This window comes from Devosia sp. LjRoot3 (assembly GCF_964252865.1).
Taxonomy (GTDB): domain Bacteria; phylum Pseudomonadota; class Alphaproteobacteria; order Rhizobiales; family Devosiaceae; genus Devosia.
In genome coordinates, this window is record NZ_CAXUPK020000006.1 from 85,228 (window position 1) to 105,859 (window position 20,632).

Sequence of the window (20,632 nt, forward strand, 5' to 3'; positions counted from 1 at the left end):
ACAATGGCGGCTTATGACTACAACAATACCGATTGGGCAGCGATCAAGCGGCTTTCCCAGTGGTATTCGGGCGATATCCACGACGTGCTCGATGGCCGCGGCCCCTATGGCTATCTGAAGGGTATTTCCCAGTTTGGCGTTCTGGCCCCCGGCCAGGTCGTGTGTGGCCCCGTATCGACCGTGCTCTATGAAAAGAGCGCGCGCACCGGCCAGCCGCAGGACGTTTATCACGGCGCCATCGATGCCGTGGTCAAGGGCGGTATTCTGATGGTCGACAGTTCCTGCGCCGAGGGCTCGGGCACGGGCGAACTGATGTCGAGCGGCGCCAAGACCAAGGGCGCGGCAGCGACCGTGGTCAATGGCACGGTGCGCGACCTGGCCGAAGTTCGGAAGCTCGACTACCCGCTGTTCGCCAAGGGCATGAGCCCGGTGGGCGTCTCGGGCCGCATGGAAGCAACCTATTACCAGACCGAACTCAACATCGATGGCGTGCGCATCCGTCCCGGCGACGTGATCTTTGCCGACGTGACCGGTGTGGTGGTCATTCCCTCTGAGCTGGTTGGCGTGATTGCCGATGCGGCAGATGAACTGGGGAAGAATGAAGTGGTTTGCCGCCAGCGGATTTTGGCGGGTGAAGACCTGCAGAAGATCTGGCCGGTGGGGAAGACTGGCGGGCCGGTCTGATCACGAACGACGCCCGGTTTCCCACTGACCGTCATCCCGGCGAAGGCCGGGATCCATCCTGAGATCTCAAGATGGGCCCCGGCCTTCGCCGGGGTGACATGCGGTGGGTGGAGACGGCCCGGAAGTACGGGCAACCACAGGGCAAAAAGCCCAAAAAACGCCAACCGGAGGAGGGAGGCGATGACGCAGTTAGCGCACGTATCCCAGGCGCTGGGAAATCAGGTTGGCGTGGTAGATGACGACCTTGTTGAGTTCGTCGACCTCGGCCATGGGCAATTGCCAGGCGGGGGAACTGATGCTGATGCCGGCAAAGACCGCGCCAGACTGGTTGCGGATCGGGGCGCCGATGCACCTGAGGCCCGGCTGGTGCTCGCCATTGTCGATGGCGTAGCCGCGCTGGCGGGTGAGGTCGAGTTCGGCGCGGAAGGCGTCGGGTTCGGTGAAGGTGGTTTCGGTAAAGCGTTCGAGACCGGCATCGATCACCCGAGCGATGATCTCTTCGGGCTGGTGCGCGAGGATGGCCTTGCCGACGCTGGTGCAATGGACCGGCGAGTTTTCGACCATGGTATTACTGAGCATGGGCTCGGCTTCGGTGCGCTGGATGACGACGGCGCGATGGCCGTCGAAGACGGCCAGATGCACGGCGCGGCTCGTCAGGCGATGGAGGGCATCAACGATGACGCGGCCTTCGCGATTGAGCTCGAGATTGGCGAGAACGGTATTGCCCAGTTCGAAGAGGCGCAGACCCAGGCGGTAGGCGTCGCGCTCGCGCTCCTGCTCGATGAAACCGACCTCGCGCATGGCGGCGAGGAGGCGATGGGTGGTGGAGCGCGGATAGCCAGTTTTGGCGCAAATTTCGGCCAGCGTCAGGGCGCGGTGCGCAGTATTAAAGCAGTCGAGCACCCGCGACACCTTGGTGAGCGATTTGAGGCTCTCGTCGCTGCGGGCCGGTTTGGCTGGCGCCAGTGCTTGATCGGTATCGGTCATGTTCTGGGTCTCAACGCTCAGATTGAACAGTCACGCGCGACCGTCAAGCCTGGTTCTATTAGTTCACTTGCGAAGCACTCTCAAGCAACGGACGCACTGTCATGCTGAGGGTTTTGAGCAAGACTGCGGACAATTTCGGCCAGAGCCAGCATGCCGGGATCATCGAGACCGACGCTCTTTTCGGCAAACATGCGGGCGCGGCCCATGGCGGAGGGACGATTGCGGAATTCGGCGAGGACGTCGTGCATGGCCTTTTCGGCCGCAGCGGCGGTGCTCGCGGCATCCGTCTTGCCCTCGATGCCGCTGGCAAGCGCGTCGAGGCCGTCGATGATGGTTTTGGCGCCGAGTTCCGCCTTGCCGCGGGCCATGGCGGCGTAGCGGATGGCGGCGATGATGCCGGAGAGGTCCGACCAGGCGATTTCGCTCTTGCCGACGGTGGCTTTGCCGGCCGTCATCATGGCGGTGATGATGAGCGTGCCGAGGCTGGAGCCAGTAGAGGCCGCGCCGGCCTTGGCGAGGGCCATGAAGCCGGCGCCGAGGTTTTCGGCATTTCTCACGTCCACGGCAGCGAATGTGCCGATGAGCCGGGCCAGCATGGTGCCGGTATCGCCGTCGCCCAATTTGGCGTCGGCGGCGTTGAGCACATCGGTCAGGCTGGACATGGAGGCATTGGCGCGGGCGATGGTGTCGGCCAGGGTTTCAAGCGTAATGGCCATGGTTCAGCCGACCTTCCAGAAGGGGCACTCGGCCGGGGCCGCAAGCAGGGTTTCGATTTCGTCGTCGAGGAAGCAGAGGCTGATCGAGGCGCCACCCATTTCCATGGACGTCACATAGGGACCGATCAGAGGGTTGACCACGGTGAGGCCGGCGGCGTCGAGCTGCTGGGCGGCGCGGCGATAAAGAATGAAAAGTTCCTCGAAGGGCGTGGAACCCAGCGAGTTGACCAGCACGGCGACACGGGTCGCGCCTTGGGGCTTTTCGGCAAGGAGCATGGAAATCATTTCGTCGACGAGGTCGTCGGCGGGGCGGATCTTGTGGCGCCAGATGCCGGGCTCGCCATGGATGCCCATGCCGAATTCGATCTCGTCATCGGCAATGGTGAAGTTGGGGCCGGCGGCTCCGGGAATCTGGCAGGAGGAGAGCGCGACGCCAATGGTGCGGGTGCGGTCGACGGTCTTTTGCGCAATGGCGGCGACCTCGTCGAGGCTGCCGCCCTGCTCGGCGAGGGCGCCAGCGGCCTTGTAGGCAAAGATCAGGCCGGCGACGCCGCGGCGCTTTTGGGATTCTTCGGGTTTGGCGCTGGCGATATCGTCGGTGCCGAGCACGGTGCGGGTTTCGACCCCGTCCATGGCGGCGAATTCGCTCGCCATCTCGAAGTTCATCTTGTCCCCGCCATAGTTGCCGAAGAGGCAAAGGACGCCCGCGCCACCATTGGCGGCCGCGATCGCGTCCTGACAGGAATTGATGGTGGGGCCTTCAAAGACATTGCCGATGGCGCAGGCATCGAGCAGGCCTTTTCCGACATAGCCGGTAAAGAGCGGCAGGTGGCCGGAGCCGCCGCCGGAAACGACGCCGACCTTGCCCTGGCGCATCTTGGTGGCGCGGGCCACGGCGCGGCGATCATCGCCGACACGAACAAGGCCCGGATGGGCGAGGCAGAGACCGTCGAGCATCTCGTCGACATAGTTGGCGGGGTCGTTGATCAGCTTTTTCATGTCGTCCTCCCAGGCGTCGTGGTGGAAGGCGGGCCGCTTCTGCGGCGGCCCGCCCGAGATCGATCAGACAGTCGATCAGGCGGCCGACTTGGCGCGCACGCTGGTCAGCTCGAGCACCGGGCCGAGCACGGCATCGATGGCAGCCTTCTGGGCATCGGTGACGCGTTCCATCGGGGCGCGCGGGTGGAAGAGCGGCAGGCCCTGACGGTGCTGGATGTACTTTACGCAGGCCGGCAGGTTGTCGTGGCGGAGGGCATTCCAGAGCGCGTTGAGACGGAAGTGGATGTCCTTGGCGGTCTTGTGATCGCCAGCCTGAACCGCGTCGAAGAGCTTTACGGTGACGCCTGGAACGGCGCAGGTGAGCGCGCTGATGGCGCCATGGGCGCCCAAGGCGAAGCTGGGATAGAGCAGCGCATCGATGCCGGTGAGGACGATGTTTTCGGGCTTGGAACGGAGCATGAGGTCGGAAACCGACTTCACGTCACCCGAGGACTGCTTCATGCCGACAACGCCGGGGACGGCTTCCATGATGGCGAGCATGTCGTCGATGGAGAGGTAGTTCCAGGGAATGACGTTGTAGATCAGGATCGGAACCTGGGTCTCTTCCCAGATCGCGCGGAAGTGCTCAATCGTGGCTTCGCGGCCGGGCTTGAAGAGATAGTGGACCGGGGTGACCTGCAGGGCGTCGATCTTGATGTCGCCCAGCGCCTTGACGCGATCAATGGCTTCGCGGGTCGACTGCACGATGAGACCGACGACGAAGGGCACGCGGCCGGCATTGGCGTCGTGAGCCTCGATCATGGCTTCGGTGAATTCGGTGGAGGAGAGCGTGTGACCCTCACCGGTCGAGCCGCCGACGACGAGCCCGCGCACGCCGGAATCGATCATGAAATCGACCTGGGCCTTGAGCGCGCCTTTGACGAGGTTGCCGTTTTCATCAAACGGCATGGAGAGGGGCGGCAGGATGCCCGTCAGGGTGTTGCGCAGCTTGAGCGCGATGGGGTTGCTCATCGAATTCCTCCAAGGCCTGGACGGGAGCCACCATGGCGATCCTCGTCCGAAATTTTTACAGGATGCGGGCTGCGATTCCAGCGCCGCATTCATGAAATTCCACAATCCGGAACATCATTCCTACATTTGATAGAGGTGATCGCGCTGTCATGTCAACATATTTGGGCCACGTACCGTGCAAATGCACATTTTTGGGGCAGGGAGTTGACATGTTAGTTCCGGAATGTGGTACAGAAGTTTGCAATACGGCAAGCAATGTTCGTATGTCGGAACACCCGACTCACCTGGGAGGACAGAAATGACCCATTTGAAGACGCTCGCTGGCGCCCTGGCGCTCTCGGTCCTGGCAATCGCCCCGGCGGCCGCGCAATATCCTGACCATGCCATCAACCTGATCGTGCCGTGGGCTGCCGGCGGCGGCACCGACGCAACGGGCCGCATCATCGCGACCCTGCTCGAAAAGGAACTCGGCCAGCCGATCAACGTCATCAACCGCACCGGCGGCGGCGGCATTGTCGGCCACACCGAAATTTCCTACTCGCCGCCCGATGGCTACACACTGGGCGTGATCACCACCGAATTGTCCATGTATCACTGGACCGGCGTGTCGCCGCTCAACTACTCGAACTACGAGCCGATCGCGCTGTTCAACGCCGATCCGGAAGCCGTGTTCGTGCGCGCCGATGGCCCCTCGATCGAAGACCTGCTGTCCGAAATCCGCGCCAATCCCGGTTCGGTAAAGGCATCGGGCGCCAATCTCGGCGGCATGGCGCATCTGGGCTGGGCCGGCGTGCTCGTGACCAATGACATCGACCCGGCTGCCGCCCCCTGGGTGCCCTCGGAAGGCGCTTCGGCCAGCCTGCAGCTTCTAGCTTCCGGCGCCATCAGCGTCGTGACCACCACCATGCCGGACGCGCGTCCGATGGTTGATGCCGGTGAAGTCAAGCCGCTGATCGTTGCCGCCAATGAGCGCGCTACCGCCGCCCCCGACGTGCCCACCGCCGAAGAAGCTCTGGGGAACAAGTGGGCCGCCTATGCATGGCGCGGTATCGCCGCTCCCAAGGGCCTGCCGGAAGACGTCAAGGCGCGCCTCGTCGAAGCCATGGAAAAGGTCGTCAATTCGCAGGAATTCAAGGACTTCATGGCCCAGCGCAATTTCGGCATCGACTATCGCGATGCGGCTGGTTTTGAAGCCTTCCTCAGCGAAGCCGACGCATCCATCGGCAAGGCGCTGCAGGCCGTGGGCCTCGCCAAGTAAGCACTTTGCTTGCCCCGACGGCCGGAATGCACCTCCGGCCGTCATTTCTCCAGAGCGCGAATGATCCCAAGTCCCTCAAGGGATCAGGCGCTCTGGTTTTTCTCTTGGCGCGGCGGCTCTGCCCCGAACAGCTGCGCCCCAGGTCCAGTGCTTTTAGGAGGAGCGCATGAGGCAGTCATTTCCAATGGATAGCGCGCTGGGCGTGGTCTTTGCACTGGGCGGCGCTGCAATCCTGCAGCAGGCGCTCACCATGCAGGCCCTGCCCGGCATGAATGTAGGCCCCGGCCTCTTCCCCTCGATCGTCGGCGCCGGCATGGCCATCATGGGCGTGGCGCTCACCATCCAGGGCTGGATCGTGCGCGATACGCCCGAGGACGAGGCCCAGCCGCTCGTCACCTGGTTTGCCGTGGGCATTGTCGTCGCCCTCGCGGTGACGACCCTGGCCATGCCCTATCTCGGCTTCCTCGTTGCCGGCACCATCTTCTCGGTGGTGATCGTGCTGATGAGCGGCGGCAAGTGGCTCCCCGCCATCATCTTCAGTCCCATCGCCTCGGCAGGCATCTACTACCTGTTCATGTCGGGCTTCCGGGTTCCCCTTCCTCGCGGCATCCTGGGATAGAGATCATGGACGCATTCGCTCTTGCCGTCGGCCTTGTCTTCAATGCCGAAACGCTGATCACCATTTTCCTCGCCGCCGTCTTCGGCCTGTTTGTCGGCGCCATTCCGGGGCTGACCGCCACCATGGCGACGGCGCTCTTGGTGCCCGTCACCTTCTATATGGCGCCCATTCCGGCCATTGCCGCGATCATCTCGTGCACCGCCATGGCGATTACCGCGGGCGACCTGCCGGGCACGCTGCTGCGCATTCCCGGCACGCCGGCATCCGCCGCCTATGTGGAAGATTCCTATCGCCTCGCCCAGAACGGCAAGGCGGGCCTGGCCATCGGCATCGGCGTCGTTGGCTCAGTGCTGGGCGGTCTTTTCGGCTTCCTGTTCCTGCTCTTTACCGCACCCATGCTGGCAAAGGCTGCGCTGGGCTTTTCGAGTTTTGAATATTTCTGGCTGGCCGTGCTCGGCCTCTCCTGCGCCGCCCTCATTTCTTCGGGTGGCCTGGTAAAAGGCGCGCTGGCATTGCTGCTCGGCCTCTTCATCGCCCAGGTGGGCATGGACCCGCTGACGGCGACGCCGCGCTTTACCTTTGGCAATATCGAACTAATGGGTGGCATCAGCTTCATCCCGATCATGATCGGTATGTTCGCCGTGTCCGAAGTGATGCGCGCCGGCCGCCGCGCCATGGCCGAAGTGCCCCAGATCAACCTCAAGAACCCCTTCGAAGGCACGCTGGGGGCGCTGTGGAAGTATCGCAAGAACCAGGTGCGCGGCTCGATCATCGGCTCGCTCCTGGGCGCCCTGCCCGGCGTTGGCGGCGATCTGGCGGCCTGGATCACCTATTCGCTGGCCAAGCGCACGTCCAAAGAGCCGGAAAAATTCGGCAAGGGGCATCCTGAAGGGCTCGTGGAAGCCGGCGCCACCAATAATGCGGCGCTCAGCGCGTCCTGGATCCCGGCCATGGTGTTCGGCATTCCGGGCGACGCAGTGACCGCCATTGCCGTGGGCGTCCTGGTGATGAAGGGGCTCGATCCCGGGCCGACGCTGATGACGCTGCACCCGGAAAATTTCTATGCGGTGATGATCGTCTTTGCGATCGCCAACATCCTGATGCTGCCGCTCGGTTGGGTGGCCGCGAAATCGGCCCGCTGGATTTTTGAAGTGCCGAGGGCGCTACTCAATGCCGCCATCCTGCTCTTCTGCATCGTCGGCTCCTATTCAATCAACAATTCCATGTTCGGCGTCTGGCTGATGCTGGGGGCGGGGATCGTCGCTTATGTGCTCGAGGCACGCATGATCGCCATTGCCCCCATCATCCTGGGCATCGTGCTGGGTCCGCTGGTGGAAACCAACTTCACCACCTCGATGATGATCGCCGACGGCAACCTTCTCGGCTTTTTTGGCCGGCCGGTGGCTGCAGTCTTCGGTGTCGTGACCCTGCTGATCTGGAGCGTCGCCATTTTCAGGACCGTTCGTGGTCTCGTGAAGCACCAAGAGAACCCGGGAAGCGTGAACCAGCTCCCCTCCTGAGCTGCGACAAATCGCGCCCCGCACCCCGGAAGTCACTGACTTCCGGGGTTTTTCTTTTCCGTCATATGACAGTTTTTTAACGTTTTCTTCATGCGCCAGTCTTTCGCCCCATTTGCCCCTTAGCGAGACCCCGGCCTGCTCATCACGAGACGGTGAAGACGGTTTCAAGGCGGTTTTTAGGCAGCATTGCGCCATGCGTTTGCTGCATGCCCGCCATGCGACAACTTTACCGGCTTGGCGACGTTGCCGGAAATTGATGGATAGCGAAGAACAACAAGCGTCACAAATGCTCACCGCCCCAAATAATCGACTGTCTCGCCGCGCCTTTCTCTCCGGCGCCGCCGCTTCCATCGCCCTTTTGTCTTCAACATCGCTGACCCAGGCTGTCTTTGCGATCGAGCCCATGTCGGGCGCGTTCGACTATGACAGCTTCTCCCAGCGCATGAAGGATCTGGCGGCTCAGCCCTATCAGAGCCCCGTCCTCATCGACTCCGAGGTCTATACAGGCCTCAACTATGACGGCTATCGCCGCGTCCAGTTCAATACGGACAAGGCGCGCTGGCGCGGGGACGGTCACGGTTTTCAGATCCAGGCCTTTCCGCCCGGCTGGCTCTTCAAGGAAACCGTCTCGGTCTATGAAATCACCGATGGCGACGCGCATCCCTTCGCCTTCGACAGCGAAGACTTCATCTATCACTTCGACGATGATGAAGAGCGCAAGACGATCGAGACTGCTGAATTTCCGGGCATTGCCGGCTTCCGCATCAACTATCCGCTCAATACGCCCGATCTCGCCGACGAACTGGTCGCGTTCCTGGGTGCCAGCTATTTCCGTGCCCTTGGCCGCGGCAATATCTATGGGTCGAGCGCGCGAGGCCTGCTCATCAATTCCTGGCGCGAAGGCCCGGAAGAGTTTCCGCGCTTTTCCGAGTTTTATGTCGAGCGCCCCACTGGCGACGGCCCACTGACGGTCTATGCCGCGCTTGAAAGCCCGAGCGTGACCGGCGCCTATCGCTTCCTGATTTCGCCTGCGAACCAGGAGCAGCAGGAAACGGTGATGGATGTCACCGCGCGGCTCTATTTCCGCAGCGATATCGGGGAAATCGGCATTGCGCCTTTGACCTCGATGTTCCTCTTTGCCGAAACCAATCGCCACCAGTTCGACGATTTCAGACCGCAGGTGCACGATTGCTCTGGTCTCGTCTTCGAACCCGAGGCCGGGCTGCCGCAATGGCGCCAGCTCAACAATACGCCGCAGCTGGGCAATTCCTTCTTCTGGGATGCCAATGTGCGCGCCTTTGGCCTTTATCAGCGCAATCGCAATTTTGACGACTACCAGGATGCCGGCGCGCATTACGAGCGCCGCCCCTCCATGCGGGTCGAACCGACCGGCAATTGGGGCCAGGGCCAGGTGCGTCTCATCGAAATTCCGGCCAAGTCGGAAACCGATGACAACATCGCCGCGTTCTGGATTCCGAACGAAGCCCCCAAGGCCGGCCAGGAACGCGAATATGGCTATCGCCTGATCTGGGGTGACCTCGTTCCCAAGGAGAATGCCGAGCTGGCGCATGTGGTGGAAACCCGCATTGGCCAGGGTGGCGTCTCCGGCGTCGAAAACGCGGCAACCCTGCGGAAATTCGTCATCGACTTCGATGGCGGGCGTCTCGCGGACCTGTCGCCGGACACGATTTTTGAAGTCGATGCCAAGGCATCGGCCGGTGAAATTACATCGTCGACCTTCTCGCAGATCGACGCCAATGGACTTTGGCGCCTGGTCCTCGATGTCGAGACCCAAGGTCAGAACCTTATCGAGCTGCGGGCCAGCATTGGTTCCGGCGGCGAACCGCTGACGGAAGCCTGGCTTTATCAGTGGCGCGGAGAAGTTGCATGAAGCACCAGCCCTTTCAGCCCATAGACGGCCTTCCCAATGCCCCGCTCGCCATGCCCAAGCAGACGCTTGAGCGCGGCTCGGCCTTTGGCGGCTTCTTCAAGGCCTTCTTCCTCGTCTGGCAGCGCAACTAGGACTGGTGAATGGGTAATCGGCTAACCACGGGGCGGGCTGGGTGGCTGCGGCTGCTCACGCTGGGCTTCGCCGCGGCCGTGAGCCTGACCGCCGGCACTGCCTTTCTCGACCTGATCGGGGGCAATCGCCCGGTTTTTCTCGACTGGGTGCGCACGATCCTGCTCGTCCTGACCGGCTTCTGGCTGGTCTGGGGCGGCACGATCGGCCTGCTTGGTGCGCTCTCGCCAAGGTCGCGGCGCCTGCCCGACCTGACACGGCCCGAGGGCAAGACGGCCATTCTGGTGCCGATCTACAATGAAGATCCGGTCGAGACCTTTGCCCGCATCGCCGCGATGAACCGGCAGATCGTCGCCAAGGGCCTTGGCGAGCATTTTCATTTCGCCATCCTTTCGGACACGACCTCGCTTGAGGTTGCGGCCGAAGAGGCGAGCGAATTCGAGCGGCTGATCGTCGAGCCGGAAGCGCCGGGGCGGATTTTCTATCGCCGCCGCGAGCGCAATGTCGGTCGCAAGGCCGGCAATATCGAAGACTTCATCGCCCGCTCGGGCGCGGCCTATGACTATGCCATCATTCTCGATGCCGATAGCCTGATGGAAGCCGACACCATGCTGGCCATGGTGCGGCGCATGGATACCGATCCGCGACTTGGCCTGTTGCAGACCGTGCCGGTGGTGATCGCCGCGCGAACCCTGTTCGGGCGGATGATGGCTTACTCCTCGGCCTATTTTTCGCGCTATTTTGCGCGGGGCGCTGCTCTGTTGCAGGGCGAGGACGGGCCCTATTGGGGGCATAATGCCATTGTGCGTGTGCGCGCCTTTGCCTCGTGCTGCGGCCTGCCGGTGCTGTCGGGAAAACCGCCCTATGGCGGGCATATCTTGAGCCACGACTATGTCGAGGCGGCCCTTCTGGCCCGTGGCGGCTGGAAAGTGGAAGTTGATCCCGAGCTGGCTGGTTCCTTCGAACAGGGTCCGGAAAACCTTATCGAATATGCCAAGCGTGACCGGCGCTGGTGCCAGGGCAATCTGCAGCATCGCCGACTGATCGCGGCCCCGGGCCTGAAATTCTGGAGCCGGTTTACCTTCGTCCAGGGCATCATGGCCTATCTCGCCTCGCCGCTCTGGCTGCTGCTGATGGCGGCGAGCCTGCTTTCGAGCCTTATTCCCGATAGTGGCGGGGACCGCTGGGGCGCGACGCCGTGGATCATCGGCATTGGCGTGTTGACGACGCTGCTGCTGCCCAAATTTGCCATTGCCCTGCGCGGCGCCATTGATGGCACCAATAGCGCGTTCGGTGGCTGGCGCATCATTCCCTCGGTTTTGAGCGAAATCGTCATCTCGACCATCATGGCGCCGGTGCTGCTCGGTTTTCAGAGCCGCGCCGTGTTCCAGATTCTTTTCGGCATGGATGGCGGCTGGCCGGCGACCGAGCGCGACGCCAAGGCCGTGCCGCTGAAGACGGCTTTTTCGGCCAGCTGGTGGATCGTGCTGGCCGCGCTCGCCGCTTTGGTTTTCATGGCCTATGCCGGTCCGGCTTTCCTGCCCTGGCTATTGCCGGTGGCGGGCCCTGCCCTGCTGGCGCCCCTTGTCATCTGGGCCACGGCGCGCGGCAGCGACCGGCCGGTCAGCACCTGGCTGTTCTCGACCGCCAATGAGCGGGCGCCGAGCCCGATCATTGTTGAAGCCAATGCCATTCTCGCGAGCTGGCGCGCCACCGAGCCGGTGGTGACAATGGGCTTTGCTGAAGTCGCCGCCCATGCTTGAGCGCAAGCCGACCGTCTGGGATCGTATCCCGGGCCTGCGTGCTATTGCAGCGGGTCCTGCTCCGCTGCCCCCCGGCGGGCGCGACGAGCGGCTCGACATGTTCCGCGGGCTGGCGCTGGTGATGATTTTCATCAATCACGTGCCGGGAACCGTGTTCGAGGCTTTTACCAATCGCAATTTCGGTTTTTCCGATGCGGCTGAGGCTTTTGTCTTCATGTCGGGCGTGGCGGCGGGTCTGGCCTATTCGGGCGCGTTTTTGAAGAAGGTGCCGCTTTGGCTCGCCGTGGCGCGGCCCTGGGCACGCGCCAGACAACTCTATTTCGTGCACCTGACGCTGACCTTCATTTTCCTCGGCACCTTTGCCGCGGCGGCGCACTTTTTTGGGCTCTATGAGCTGCTGACGACCAATAATCTGAAGGCGCTGGCACAGAAGCCGCTGGAGGTGCTGATTGGCATTCCGCTGCTGACGCATCAGTTCGGCTATCTCAATATCCTGCCGCTCTACCTGACCTTCCTGCTCCTGACGCCGGCGCTGATCGTGGCTGGGCTCAAAAAGCCCTATTGGCTGGTGGCCGGGTCGGTGCTGCTCTGGGTGCTGGCGGGTACGTTGCGGCTCAACTTCCCGAATTACCCCAATTCGGGCGGCTGGTTCTTCAATCCATTCTCCTGGCAGCTGATGTTCGTGCTGGGCCTTGTGGCCGGCATGGGCATGAAGCTCGGCAAGCGCGCTTTTCCGGCGCACCCGGTGGCCTTTCTGCTCGCGCTGGGCTTTGTCATCCTCTCGCTCCTGTGGATGAAGGTGCAGCCGGTTGGCGCCATGGGCAATGGCGTCTTGCGCTGGCTCTGGCAGATCGGCGCGCCGTTCCATATCCACTCCTTCGACAAGACCTTTTTGTCCTTGCCGCGGCTGCTGCATGCGCTGTGCCTCTTCTATGTGCTGGCTTCGATTCCGAGCATGCAGGCGATTGCCGCTTCGCGCTGGGTTTCACCGCTGCGCGCCATGGGACGGCAGGGTCTGGCAGTGTTTGCGACGGGCACGGCGCTGAGCCTGTTCTTCCAGGCGGTGAAGGCTGGGGTGCCGGAAAGCGCGCTGACGGATGCGGCGATCCTGGTGGTGGGGCTGTCGATCCAGATCGGGCTTGCCTATGCGCTCAACCATACGGTCAAGATGAAGGCCGCGCTGGCACGGGCTAGGGCCTAGGACATCACCTCTCCTATCCGCCGTCATTGCCGGGCTTGTCCCGGCAATCCATCTTGGCGCGGCCTGCCACCCTGCGGATGGCATGGACCACCGGGACAAGCCCGGTGGTGACGACGGCGGGGATGGTTCGGCGTTTGCCGCCTTAGCCGCTGCGCCAATGCGGCTGGGGCTCCGCCAGGGTCTGCAATTGCTTGACCGGGTCGCCGTCGATGCGGCGCAGAAGCAGGCGGGTCAGTTCGCCGCCGGCGGCAAAGACATCCTCGCGAATGCTGTCCATCTGCGGGAAGAGTGTGGGCAGAATGCCAGAAGTCTGCTTGTAGATCAGTTGCACCTCACGCCCGAGGGTGACCCCGCCTTCGGTGAGGCCACCCACCAGGGCAATGGTGCGCATTTCGCTGTCGGAAATGATGCCATCGGGGCGATTGGGATCGGCTGCGAGCTCCATGCCGACGCTCCGCATTTCGGCGGGGCTCAGTTTTGCCGTGCCTTCGAGCACGCGCGCCTCGATGCCAGCGCGGGCGGCCTCCTTGCGATAGGAGGTGACGATGTTGTGGTAATTGGTGGTGCTGTCATCGCCGATGACAAGCATGATGTCGCGGCAGCCCTTGCCGGCGAGGCGTCTTACGGCAAGCGCGGCAAAATCCTCGGAATGGAAGTCGTGATAGGCGTGGGGCGTATAGAACTCGGTGCGCCCGTGGCTGACAAAGGGGAAGTCGGCATCGATCATCATTTGCACGCGCGGATCGCGCGGGCCGGTATGGGTGATGATCACCCCATCGGCGGTGCGATTGGAGAGTATGTAATTGATCGTCTCGGTGCTGTTGTGCCGCTCGAATTCCGGGATCACCGTCAGGTGATAGCGCGTGCCGGCAATGGCATGGCCAATGCCCTGGATCATATTGCGGGCAAAATCGATGGAATCCTCGGACCCGTCGAGCACCAGGGCAATGACATTGGTCTTGCCGGTGCGCAGGCGCACGCCGGCGCGATCGGGCACATAGCCGAGCGCCTTGGCGGCTTCTTTGACCTTGTCGCGGGTTTCCTGCTTGAGGGTCGTGCCGCCCCTTAGAGACAGCGAAACGGTGGAAAGGCTGAGACCAGTCATCTCGGCGATGGTCTTGAGCGTCACGCGCCTGGTGCCACTGGCCATATTGTTTGTCGTCGTCTTGCTGCTCATTGCTTTCCCCGCCCCGATTTTACACGGGCTCGCGCTCAAACCAATGCGAAATTTTTGCAACGTTTTAGAGATTCATGGGCGTGATGAAATCGATGCAAACTTTGTAACGACATTGAAATAAAACGATAAAAATTTGGATATGTCAGCATTGATGACGAAAACGGATTTGGAATTGCAACGTTGCATCACATGTGATTACGTTCCTGCGTTCGGGATAAGGAGGTCCCGGGCAATGCCGCACCGATAAGCGGCAGGAGCAGCAGAGGAGGAGTTGATGCTCAGAACTGGCTTTCTGACGACGGTCGCCGCCATATCGCTAATGGCAGCCGCCACCATTCCGGCACGCGCCGAAGTCTCTATTATGTATATGGAATCCTTCGCTGCCCTGATCGAATCGGGCATCGAGAAATTCGAAGCGGAGACGGGCGAAACCGTCAACGCCATCAAGCTGCCCGGCCAGGGCTATGATCAGCGTATCGCGCTCGATCTCAGCGCCGGCACCGCCGCCGACGTCAACCTGATCGACAGCTTTATGGTCAGCGAACTCGCCGCCGCCGGTTATCTCGAGCCGCTCGGCGCCCAATTGGCCGGCTGGGACCAGTTCCAGTACTATCTGCAGGGCCTCTTAGAAGTCGCGTCCTATCAGGGTGAGGTCTATGCCCTCCCCACCGACACCGATGTGCGCATGCTCTGGTATGATCTCAGCAACTTTGAAAAGGCCGGTATCGCCACGCCATGGGCGCCCAAGAACTGGGCCGACATTCTCGATGCTGCGACCAAGCTCAAGGAAGCCGGGGTACAATATCCGTTCCAGCTGCCGGCCGGCACCAAGCAGGCGGAAGCAGCCACCATGCAGGGCGTCTATATGGCGCTGCTCGGTGCCGACGTGCCCGAGGGAGATCGCAATCGTCTCCTCAAGCGCGACACCAATCAGTGGATCGGCGACAGCCCGGCCCTGCGCCGCGTCTTCGACCTCTATCACCAGGTCTATGTCGCCCAGGAACTGAACCCTGCCGACCTCAACTACGCGACCGATATCGGCGCGGCGGTGCGTGCGGCGCTCGCCAATGACCAGCTCGGTATTCTCGCCTCCGGCTCCTGGGAAGATGCGTGCCTCTGGGATTGCAACAATCCGCCGAGCCGCGAGGAACGCGACGCCCAGGTCGGCTGGACACCATGGCCGGGTTCTGGCGAACCGGGCACCAAGGCCACGACCAATATCTCGGGTGGCTGGACCCTCGGCATCAATGCCAACGCCGCCGACAAGGAAACCGCCTTCAAGCTCCTGACCACGATCTTTGACGAGGAGAATTTCAAGGCCTGGACGCTCGCCAACCATCGCATGGGTGTGCGCACCGACATTTCCGAGTCTGCGGAATATACGGCCGACCCCTTCCTCGCCGAGGCCACGGGCCTTGCCGCTGATACGACCGGCCGCGACACTATTCCGGGCTATCAGACGGTTTCGGCCCTGATCCAGCAGGCAACATCCGATCTTCTGGATGGTGTGTCGGTCGAAGAAGCGATCGAGACCTACCACAATGCCCTGGTGGATGAGTTCGGCGAAGAGAACGTCATCACCTACGAATAAGCAAACCTCCCGACGCGGCGGCGCCCGAAATGTCCTCCGGGTGCCGTCGCGACGGGAGTTTTTGATTGTCTCCCGCGTCATTCCCGCGAAGGCGGGAATCTCCTTCCCGAAGCGAGATCCCCCGCTTTCGCGGGGATGACACCGAGTTTGTGGATGCGTGTTGGCCTGCCGACCGCCCAAGCGAGAAAGCCCATGAAAAACCAGGCCAATCCTTGGCTTACCGGCAATCTCTTCGTCCTGGCGCTTGGCATGTTGCCAGCCATTCTCCTGATCGGGGCCCTGCTTTACTTCACCGCCTGGGCCTTTGCCTTTTCCTTTACCGACCTGGCGCTGGTGGGGAAAAAGAGCGTTGAATGGAGCTGGGTGGGGTTTGAGAATTTCGAGCGGCTGTTTACCCGGCGCGGGTTTCTGGAATCGCTCTGGACCACCGTTATTTTCGTGTTTTTCTCGGCCATTGTCGGGCAGTCGGTGCTGGGCTTTTTGCTCGCAGCAACCCTTCGCGGCACGCAATCGAGTATTCGCGGCGTGGTGGAAGTCTGCATCATGCTCGGCTGGCTGCTGCCCGATATCGTGGCCGCGTTTCTGTGGTCGGCGACGACCAGCCAGACTGGGTTGATCAATCAGCTTTTCGTCGTGCCGTTTGGCTTCAAGCCGATCAACTTCATCAACGACTACGCCCTGCCCATCGTCACCATCGCCAATGTGTGGAAGGGCACGGCCTGGTCGTATCTGCTGTTTTCGGCAGCGCTCGACTCCGTATCGCGCGAAGTGGTGGAGGCTGCAAAAGTCGATGGCGCGACGCCGTTCCAGCGCGTGTGGCTGGTGCAATTGCCGATCATTCGGCCGCATATCGCCACCAACATGCTCTTCATCACCATCTGGACCTTTACCTACTTCCCGCTGATCTTCGCCATGACCGGCGGCGGGCCGGGGCGGCAGACGGAAACGCTGGCGGTCTTTCTCTACAATCAGAGCTTTTCGCGCGGTAATCTCGGCTTTGGCTCGGCCATTTCGGTCGCCATGTTGCTCATCGTCGGCGTGCTTTCGCTCTTCTATCTGCGCATGTTGCGGGAGCCCAAATAATGGAAAACCAGCCTTCCCGCCTGACCGCAATTGCCCTGGCTTTCATGGCAGTCATCTGGGTGAGCCCGTTTTCCTGGCTTGTTCTCAACGCCTTCAATCCGCTCTCGACGGGGCAGCTCGAAATTCCCAGGGCTTTTGGCTTTGACAATTTCGGGCTTGCCGTCAGCGGCAATGCCGGGCGGCAGTTTCTCAATTCCATCATCATAGCGGCGGGCACGGCGACGCTGTCCGTCATCGTTGGTATTTCGGCGGCCTATCCACTGTCGCGCCTCAGGATTCCCGGTCGCAATGCCTTTTTGTGGACGCTGGTGCTCTTGCGCATGCTGCCTTCGGCCGGCGTGCTGGTGCCGCTCTATTTTGCGGCGCAGCGCTCGGGGCTCTTGAACCAGCTTGGCGTCATCGTGGCGCTGACGATTTTGAACCTGCCGTTCACGCTGCTGCTGCTGAAAAACTTCTTCGATACCGTGCCGATCGAACTTGAGGAGGCGGCCTATGTGGAAGGCGCCAGCCTTATTCAGATTGTCACGAAAATCGTGTTGCCCATGTCGCGGGCCGGGATCGCCGTGGTCTGGTTCTTCAGTTTCACCGGAGCCTGGAACGAGTTCCTGCTGCCGCTGATCTTTGCGCGCGTGCAGGATGCTTTCCCAATGTCGGTGGGGCTTTACGCCGCCTTCGGGCAGCAGGGCGCCATCAACTATGGCTTCCTCACGGCCTTTTCCATTCTCTACGCTGCGCCGGCGATCGGCGTCTATTTCTTGTTGCGGCGGAACATGAACACAGGGTTCGCCGGTGTCGGAGTCAAAGGATGACCTATTCCAATCCCCAATCTACCAAACTTGGTCTTCTCGACGACGACCTCAAGATGGAAGGAAAGCTCCTCCGTCTCTGCAAGGATCTCGAAGCGAAGATCCGCACGCCGATCGCCAATGTGCCGTTCCAGTGGCATGTGCAACGCGCCGATGGGTTTACGGCTGCGGAGGCGCTGAAGGCCGACTGGAAGACTTGGGAAGAATTCGGCCGCCACACCGTCTGGGCCAAGCACCAGGAACACACATGGTTTGCCGCCGAAATCACGGTGCCCGAGGAAGCCAAGGGCAAGGTGTTTGTCGCGCACTTCACCAGCCAGTGGCAGGACCGGCCCGGCTCGACCGATCCTCAATGTCTCGCCTATCTCGATGGCAAGATCGCCCAGGCGCTGGATGGCAATCACACCGAACTTGTCATCGAGCGCAATGCCAAGCCGGGCAACAAGCACGTCATTCTGGTCAACGCTTTTACATTTTTTGACCGACCGCTGGTTGGGTTCGAGGTCGATTTCTTCGTGCGCAATGAGCGCGCCGAAAAGCTCTATTATGACCTGCAGACCCCGCTCGATGTGGCGGTGCGACTCTATCAAAACGATCCGCGGCGACAGGCTATTCTCAATATTGTCGAGCGCGCACTGCGGGTGCTGGATCGGCGTGATGGGCACACGGATGCCTTCGAGGCCGGCCTGCCTGCGGCAGAGAAAATCGCAAAAGAAATCTACGATCTCGTCGATACAGAAGTGCAGCCGCAGATTACGGCTGTCGGTTCGACCCACCTCGACGTCGGTTGGCTCTGGCGCGTGATGCATACGCGCGACAAGACCGGGCGCAGCTTTGCCACGGTGCTCAACCTGATGGAGGAGTATCCGCAGTTTGTCTTCATGTACAACCAGTCGGTGCTCTTCGACTTCGTGAAGCGGGACTATCCCGAAATCTGGGAGCGCATGCTCAAGAAGGTCAAATCCGGGCAGTTCGAGATTGAAGGCGCCATGTGGGTGGAGCCGGACGTCAATATCGCCTCGGGTGAATCGCTGGTGCGCCAGATCATGCGCGGGCGCAAATTCCATATCGAGCATTTCAAGGTGACGCCGAAGACGGTGTGGCTGCCGGATACTTTTGGTTATTCGGCCAACCTGCCGCAGATCATGGAGAAATCCGGGCTCGAATATTTTGTGACGTCGAAGCTCTCTTGGAACGACACCGACCGGCATCCCTATGACACGTTCTTCTGGCGTGGCATCGACGGGACGGTGACCAAGGCGCAGCTGATCACTGCCCAGAAGTATGACAGCGAGCAGATTTTCACGACCTACAATGGCGACCTCTCGGTCTCCGAGACGATGGGTGCGTGGAAGCGCTATGAGCCCAAGGCCGCCTACAATGAAGTCGTCATGTCCTACGGTTATGGTGACGGTGGCGGCGGGCCGACCCGCGCCATGATCGAGCGCGGCACGCGTCTGGAGCGCGGTATTCCCGGCGCGCCCAAGGTGAAGCTTGAGGGCATCGTTCCGTTCCTCGATCGCCTCGGCAAGGCGATGGATGCCAATCCGGCAAAGTTCCCGACATGGAATGGCGAACTTTACCTGCAGTACCACCGCGGTACGCTGACATCGGTCGCCAAGAACAAGGCCAACAATCGCAATGCCGAGCGGCGTTTGCGCGAGCTTGAGTTCCTGGGCGCCATGGCGCTGAGCCAGGCGGGGCATGCCTATCCCACTGAAACATTGGCTGAATTCTGGGAACTGGTTCTCATAAACCAGTTCCACGACATCCTGCCGGGCACGTCCATTCCTGAGGTCTATGTCGATAGCGACAACGAATATGGGCGGATTTTCTCGACGCTGAGTTCCCAGAATGGGCCGTGGCATGCGGCGGCGCAGGCTTTTGCGAAGCCCGGTGCCGATCAGCTTCGTGTGCTCAATTTCACCAGCCAGAACCGGGCGGAACTGGTCAGCCTCGGCAATGTTGGCGCGGGCAATGGGCTTGCTACTGCCGGCGGCACGGCGCCGATCCAGAAGACTACGCGGGCCGATGGCACGACTGAAAATGTCGCGCCGGTTGGCAATATCGCGGCGCTTGGCTGGACGGCGGCGCAGGTTGTGTCTTCGGCTCCGGCCGCCAAGAGCACGCTGTCAGTTTCCGAAAAGCATCTTGAGAACGAGTTGATCAAGGTGAGCTTCGACAAGGCGGGCGAAATCACCTCGGTCTTTGACAAGACGCGGCAGCGCGAAGTGCTGGCGCCGGGCAAGGCGGCCAATCGGCTGATCGCCTATGAAGACAAGCCGATGGAGTGGGATGCCTGGGATATCGACCGCTACTTCGAAGAGCAGTTCTGGCCGCTGGCCGATAGCCCGACGAAGATTTCCGTGGTCGAAACCGGCCCGCATCGTGCTGCGATCCGGGTCGAGCGTAAGTACCAGAAGTCACTGATCGTACAGGTGATTTCGCTGGCTGCGGGTGCGCGTCAGGTGGAGTTCGACACCTTTATCGACTGGCAGGAGCGGCAGCAGGTCATCAAGGCGCAGTTCCCGTTCGACCTCAACATTTCCGAAATCCGCTCGGAAATTCAGTTCGGCCACGTCAAGCGCCCGACGCATCGCAACACCACTTGGGACCGCGCGCGGTTCGAGGCATCGATGCATCGCTGGGTGGATATTTCGGAGGCCGATTTCGGTGCGGCGCTGATCAATGACAGCAAATATGCCTATGATTGCCATGAGCAATCGGTACGCCTAACGCTGGTGCGTGGCTCGACTTTCCCGAGCCCGGACGCCGATCTTGGCGAACATCGCATTCGCTATGCGCTGTTTGTCCATGAAGGCGTTGCCGATCTGGCGCAGGTGCATCGTGCGGCGGAACGCTTCAACAATCCGGTTGCGGTCATCGGTTCCACTTCTCCCCAGGCGCAGGCTGCCAAAGACTTTGGACAGTTTAGCCTGGCGCAGGTGAGCGGGGATAACGTCACTATCGAGACGGTGAAAAAGGCCGAAAAATCGGACGAAGTGGTGCTGCGCGTCTTCGAGCACGCCAATATTCGCGCCGAGACGACGATCTCGTTTGGCGTGAAGGTCAACAAAGTCCGGACGGTCAACCTGATGGAAGAGGGTGCGAGCAAGCCGTTGGAAATCAAGGACAATAGCGTCACCTTGAGCCTGCGGCCCTTCGAGATCGTTACGCTCCTGGTAGAAGTCTGAGGA

At 61.5% G+C, this 20,632-nt stretch carries 17 protein-coding genes; 12 read left to right on the forward strand and 5 right to left on the reverse strand.

The window, feature by feature from the left end; all coding sequences use genetic code 11:
- Positions 1–3: 3 nt before the first annotated feature.
- Positions 4–684, forward strand: a complete 681-nt coding sequence (locus ACSQ2A_RS20040) for an RraA family protein (protein WP_436073662.1) — start codon at positions 4–6, stop codon at positions 682–684.
- Between the two features lie 189 nt (positions 685–873).
- On the opposite strand, the gene ACSQ2A_RS20045 is transcribed toward ACSQ2A_RS20040, so the two are convergent.
- The 4 genes from ACSQ2A_RS20045 to ACSQ2A_RS20060 form a co-directional block, all read right to left on the reverse strand.
- The gene (locus tag ACSQ2A_RS20045; protein ID WP_295414090.1) at positions 874–1,671 is read right to left on the reverse strand and encodes an IclR family transcriptional regulator; all 798 of its coding nucleotides are present in this window, start codon (positions 1,669–1,671) and stop codon (positions 874–876) included.
- An 80-nt stretch (positions 1,672–1,751) separates the two neighbouring features.
- On the reverse strand, positions 1,752–2,387 hold the full coding sequence (locus ACSQ2A_RS20050) for a DAK2 domain-containing protein (protein ID WP_436073663.1): 636 nt from the start codon (positions 2,385–2,387) through the stop codon (positions 1,752–1,754).
- A 3-nt stretch (positions 2,388–2,390) separates the two neighbouring features.
- Positions 2,391–3,386: a dihydroxyacetone kinase subunit DhaK gene (locus ACSQ2A_RS20055; RefSeq protein WP_436073664.1), complete on the reverse strand. Its 996-nt coding sequence runs from the start codon at positions 3,384–3,386 to the stop codon at positions 2,391–2,393.
- Positions 3,387–3,461: 75 nt separating this feature from the next.
- Positions 3,462–4,397, reverse strand: a complete 936-nt coding sequence (locus tag ACSQ2A_RS20060; protein WP_436073665.1) for a dihydrodipicolinate synthase family protein — start codon at positions 4,395–4,397, stop codon at positions 3,462–3,464.
- A gap of 298 nt (positions 4,398–4,695) precedes the next feature.
- Between ACSQ2A_RS20060 and ACSQ2A_RS20065 the strand changes: the two genes are divergently transcribed.
- From ACSQ2A_RS20065 to ACSQ2A_RS20095, 7 genes are all read left to right on the forward strand, one after another.
- The gene (locus ACSQ2A_RS20065) at positions 4,696–5,655 is read left to right on the forward strand and encodes a Bug family tripartite tricarboxylate transporter substrate binding protein (RefSeq protein ID WP_295414079.1); all 960 of its coding nucleotides are present in this window, start codon (positions 4,696–4,698) and stop codon (positions 5,653–5,655) included.
- A gap of 166 nt (positions 5,656–5,821) precedes the next feature.
- A complete protein-coding gene (locus ACSQ2A_RS20070; RefSeq protein ID WP_295414077.1) occupies positions 5,822–6,274 on the forward strand; it encodes a tripartite tricarboxylate transporter TctB family protein in 453 nt (150 codons plus the stop codon).
- 5 nt (positions 6,275–6,279) lie between these two features.
- Entirely contained in the window at positions 6,280–7,794 is a 1,515-nt protein-coding gene (locus tag ACSQ2A_RS20075; protein WP_436073666.1) for a tripartite tricarboxylate transporter permease, read from the forward strand.
- A gap of 286 nt (positions 7,795–8,080) precedes the next feature.
- Positions 8,081–9,685 (forward strand): glucan biosynthesis protein, encoded by a 1,605-nt coding sequence (locus tag ACSQ2A_RS20080; protein ID WP_436073667.1) that lies wholly within the window; start codon positions 8,081–8,083, stop codon positions 9,683–9,685.
- Complete coding sequence (locus ACSQ2A_RS20085) at positions 9,682–9,816, forward strand: hypothetical protein (protein ID WP_295414070.1); 135 nt, start codon at positions 9,682–9,684, stop codon at positions 9,814–9,816. The genes ACSQ2A_RS20080 and ACSQ2A_RS20085 overlap by 4 nt, the downstream gene beginning before the upstream one ends.
- 9 nt (positions 9,817–9,825) lie before the next feature.
- A complete protein-coding gene (gene mdoH / locus ACSQ2A_RS20090) occupies positions 9,826–11,577 on the forward strand; it encodes a glucans biosynthesis glucosyltransferase MdoH (RefSeq protein WP_436073668.1) in 1,752 nt (583 codons plus the stop codon).
- On the forward strand, positions 11,570–12,778 hold the full coding sequence (locus ACSQ2A_RS20095) for an OpgC family protein (protein WP_436073669.1): 1,209 nt from the start codon (positions 11,570–11,572) through the stop codon (positions 12,776–12,778). Before mdoH ends, ACSQ2A_RS20095 begins: the two co-directional genes overlap by 8 nt.
- A 142-nt stretch (positions 12,779–12,920) precedes the next feature.
- Here the strand turns inward: ACSQ2A_RS20095 and ACSQ2A_RS20100 are convergent, their stop codons facing one another.
- On the reverse strand, positions 12,921–13,955 hold the full coding sequence (locus ACSQ2A_RS20100) for a LacI family transcriptional regulator (RefSeq protein ID WP_436073670.1): 1,035 nt from the start codon (positions 13,953–13,955) through the stop codon (positions 12,921–12,923).
- Positions 13,956–14,229: 274 nt separating this feature from the next.
- On the opposite strand from ACSQ2A_RS20100, the gene ACSQ2A_RS20105 reads away from it, so the two are divergent.
- The 4 genes from ACSQ2A_RS20105 to ACSQ2A_RS20120 all read left to right on the forward strand — a co-directional run bounded on the left by ACSQ2A_RS20105 (position 14,230) and on the right by ACSQ2A_RS20120 (position 20,629).
- Positions 14,230–15,546: an extracellular solute-binding protein gene (locus ACSQ2A_RS20105; RefSeq protein WP_436073671.1), complete on the forward strand. Its 1,317-nt coding sequence runs from the start codon at positions 14,230–14,232 to the stop codon at positions 15,544–15,546.
- Between the two features lie 192 nt (positions 15,547–15,738).
- Positions 15,739–16,629: a carbohydrate ABC transporter permease gene (locus tag ACSQ2A_RS20110; protein WP_295414058.1), complete on the forward strand. Its 891-nt coding sequence runs from the start codon at positions 15,739–15,741 to the stop codon at positions 16,627–16,629.
- Positions 16,629–17,438: a carbohydrate ABC transporter permease gene (locus ACSQ2A_RS20115; protein WP_436073672.1), complete on the forward strand. Its 810-nt coding sequence runs from the start codon at positions 16,629–16,631 to the stop codon at positions 17,436–17,438. The genes ACSQ2A_RS20110 and ACSQ2A_RS20115 overlap by 1 nt, the downstream gene beginning before the upstream one ends.
- Entirely contained in the window at positions 17,435–20,629 is a 3,195-nt protein-coding gene (locus ACSQ2A_RS20120; protein ID WP_436073673.1) for an alpha-mannosidase, read from the forward strand. Before ACSQ2A_RS20115 ends, ACSQ2A_RS20120 begins: the two co-directional genes overlap by 4 nt.
- Positions 20,630–20,632: the final 3 nt, after the last annotated feature.

Bases quoted from the DNA above. Each gene is read 5' to 3' on its own strand.
- ACSQ2A_RS20040 (WP_436073662.1), top strand. From the start codon at position 4: ATGGCGGCTTATGACTACAACAATACCGATTGGGCAGCGATCAAGCGG.
- ACSQ2A_RS20045 (WP_295414090.1), bottom strand. From the start codon at position 1,671: ATGACCGATACCGATCAAGCACTGGCGCCAGCCAAACCGGCCCGCAGC.
- ACSQ2A_RS20050 (WP_436073663.1), bottom strand. From the start codon at position 2,387: ATGGCCATTACGCTTGAAACCCTGGCCGACACCATCGCCCGCGCCAAT.
- ACSQ2A_RS20055 (WP_436073664.1), bottom strand. From the start codon at position 3,386: ATGAAAAAGCTGATCAACGACCCCGCCAACTATGTCGACGAGATGCTC.
- ACSQ2A_RS20060 (WP_436073665.1), bottom strand. From the start codon at position 4,397: ATGAGCAACCCCATCGCGCTCAAGCTGCGCAACACCCTGACGGGCATC.
- ACSQ2A_RS20065 (WP_295414079.1), top strand. From the start codon at position 4,696: ATGACCCATTTGAAGACGCTCGCTGGCGCCCTGGCGCTCTCGGTCCTG.
- ACSQ2A_RS20070 (WP_295414077.1), top strand. From the start codon at position 5,822: ATGAGGCAGTCATTTCCAATGGATAGCGCGCTGGGCGTGGTCTTTGCA.
- ACSQ2A_RS20075 (WP_436073666.1), top strand. From the start codon at position 6,280: ATGGACGCATTCGCTCTTGCCGTCGGCCTTGTCTTCAATGCCGAAACG.
- ACSQ2A_RS20080 (WP_436073667.1), top strand. From the start codon at position 8,081: ATGCTCACCGCCCCAAATAATCGACTGTCTCGCCGCGCCTTTCTCTCC.
- ACSQ2A_RS20085 (WP_295414070.1), top strand. From the start codon at position 9,682: ATGAAGCACCAGCCCTTTCAGCCCATAGACGGCCTTCCCAATGCCCCG.
- mdoH (WP_436073668.1), top strand. From the start codon at position 9,826: ATGGGTAATCGGCTAACCACGGGGCGGGCTGGGTGGCTGCGGCTGCTC.
- ACSQ2A_RS20095 (WP_436073669.1), top strand. From the start codon at position 11,570: ATGCTTGAGCGCAAGCCGACCGTCTGGGATCGTATCCCGGGCCTGCGT.
- ACSQ2A_RS20100 (WP_436073670.1), bottom strand. From the start codon at position 13,955: ATGAGCAGCAAGACGACGACAAACAATATGGCCAGTGGCACCAGGCGC.
- ACSQ2A_RS20105 (WP_436073671.1), top strand. From the start codon at position 14,230: ATGCTCAGAACTGGCTTTCTGACGACGGTCGCCGCCATATCGCTAATG.
- ACSQ2A_RS20110 (WP_295414058.1), top strand. From the start codon at position 15,739: ATGAAAAACCAGGCCAATCCTTGGCTTACCGGCAATCTCTTCGTCCTG.
- ACSQ2A_RS20115 (WP_436073672.1), top strand. From the start codon at position 16,629: ATGGAAAACCAGCCTTCCCGCCTGACCGCAATTGCCCTGGCTTTCATG.
- ACSQ2A_RS20120 (WP_436073673.1), top strand. From the start codon at position 17,435: ATGACCTATTCCAATCCCCAATCTACCAAACTTGGTCTTCTCGACGAC.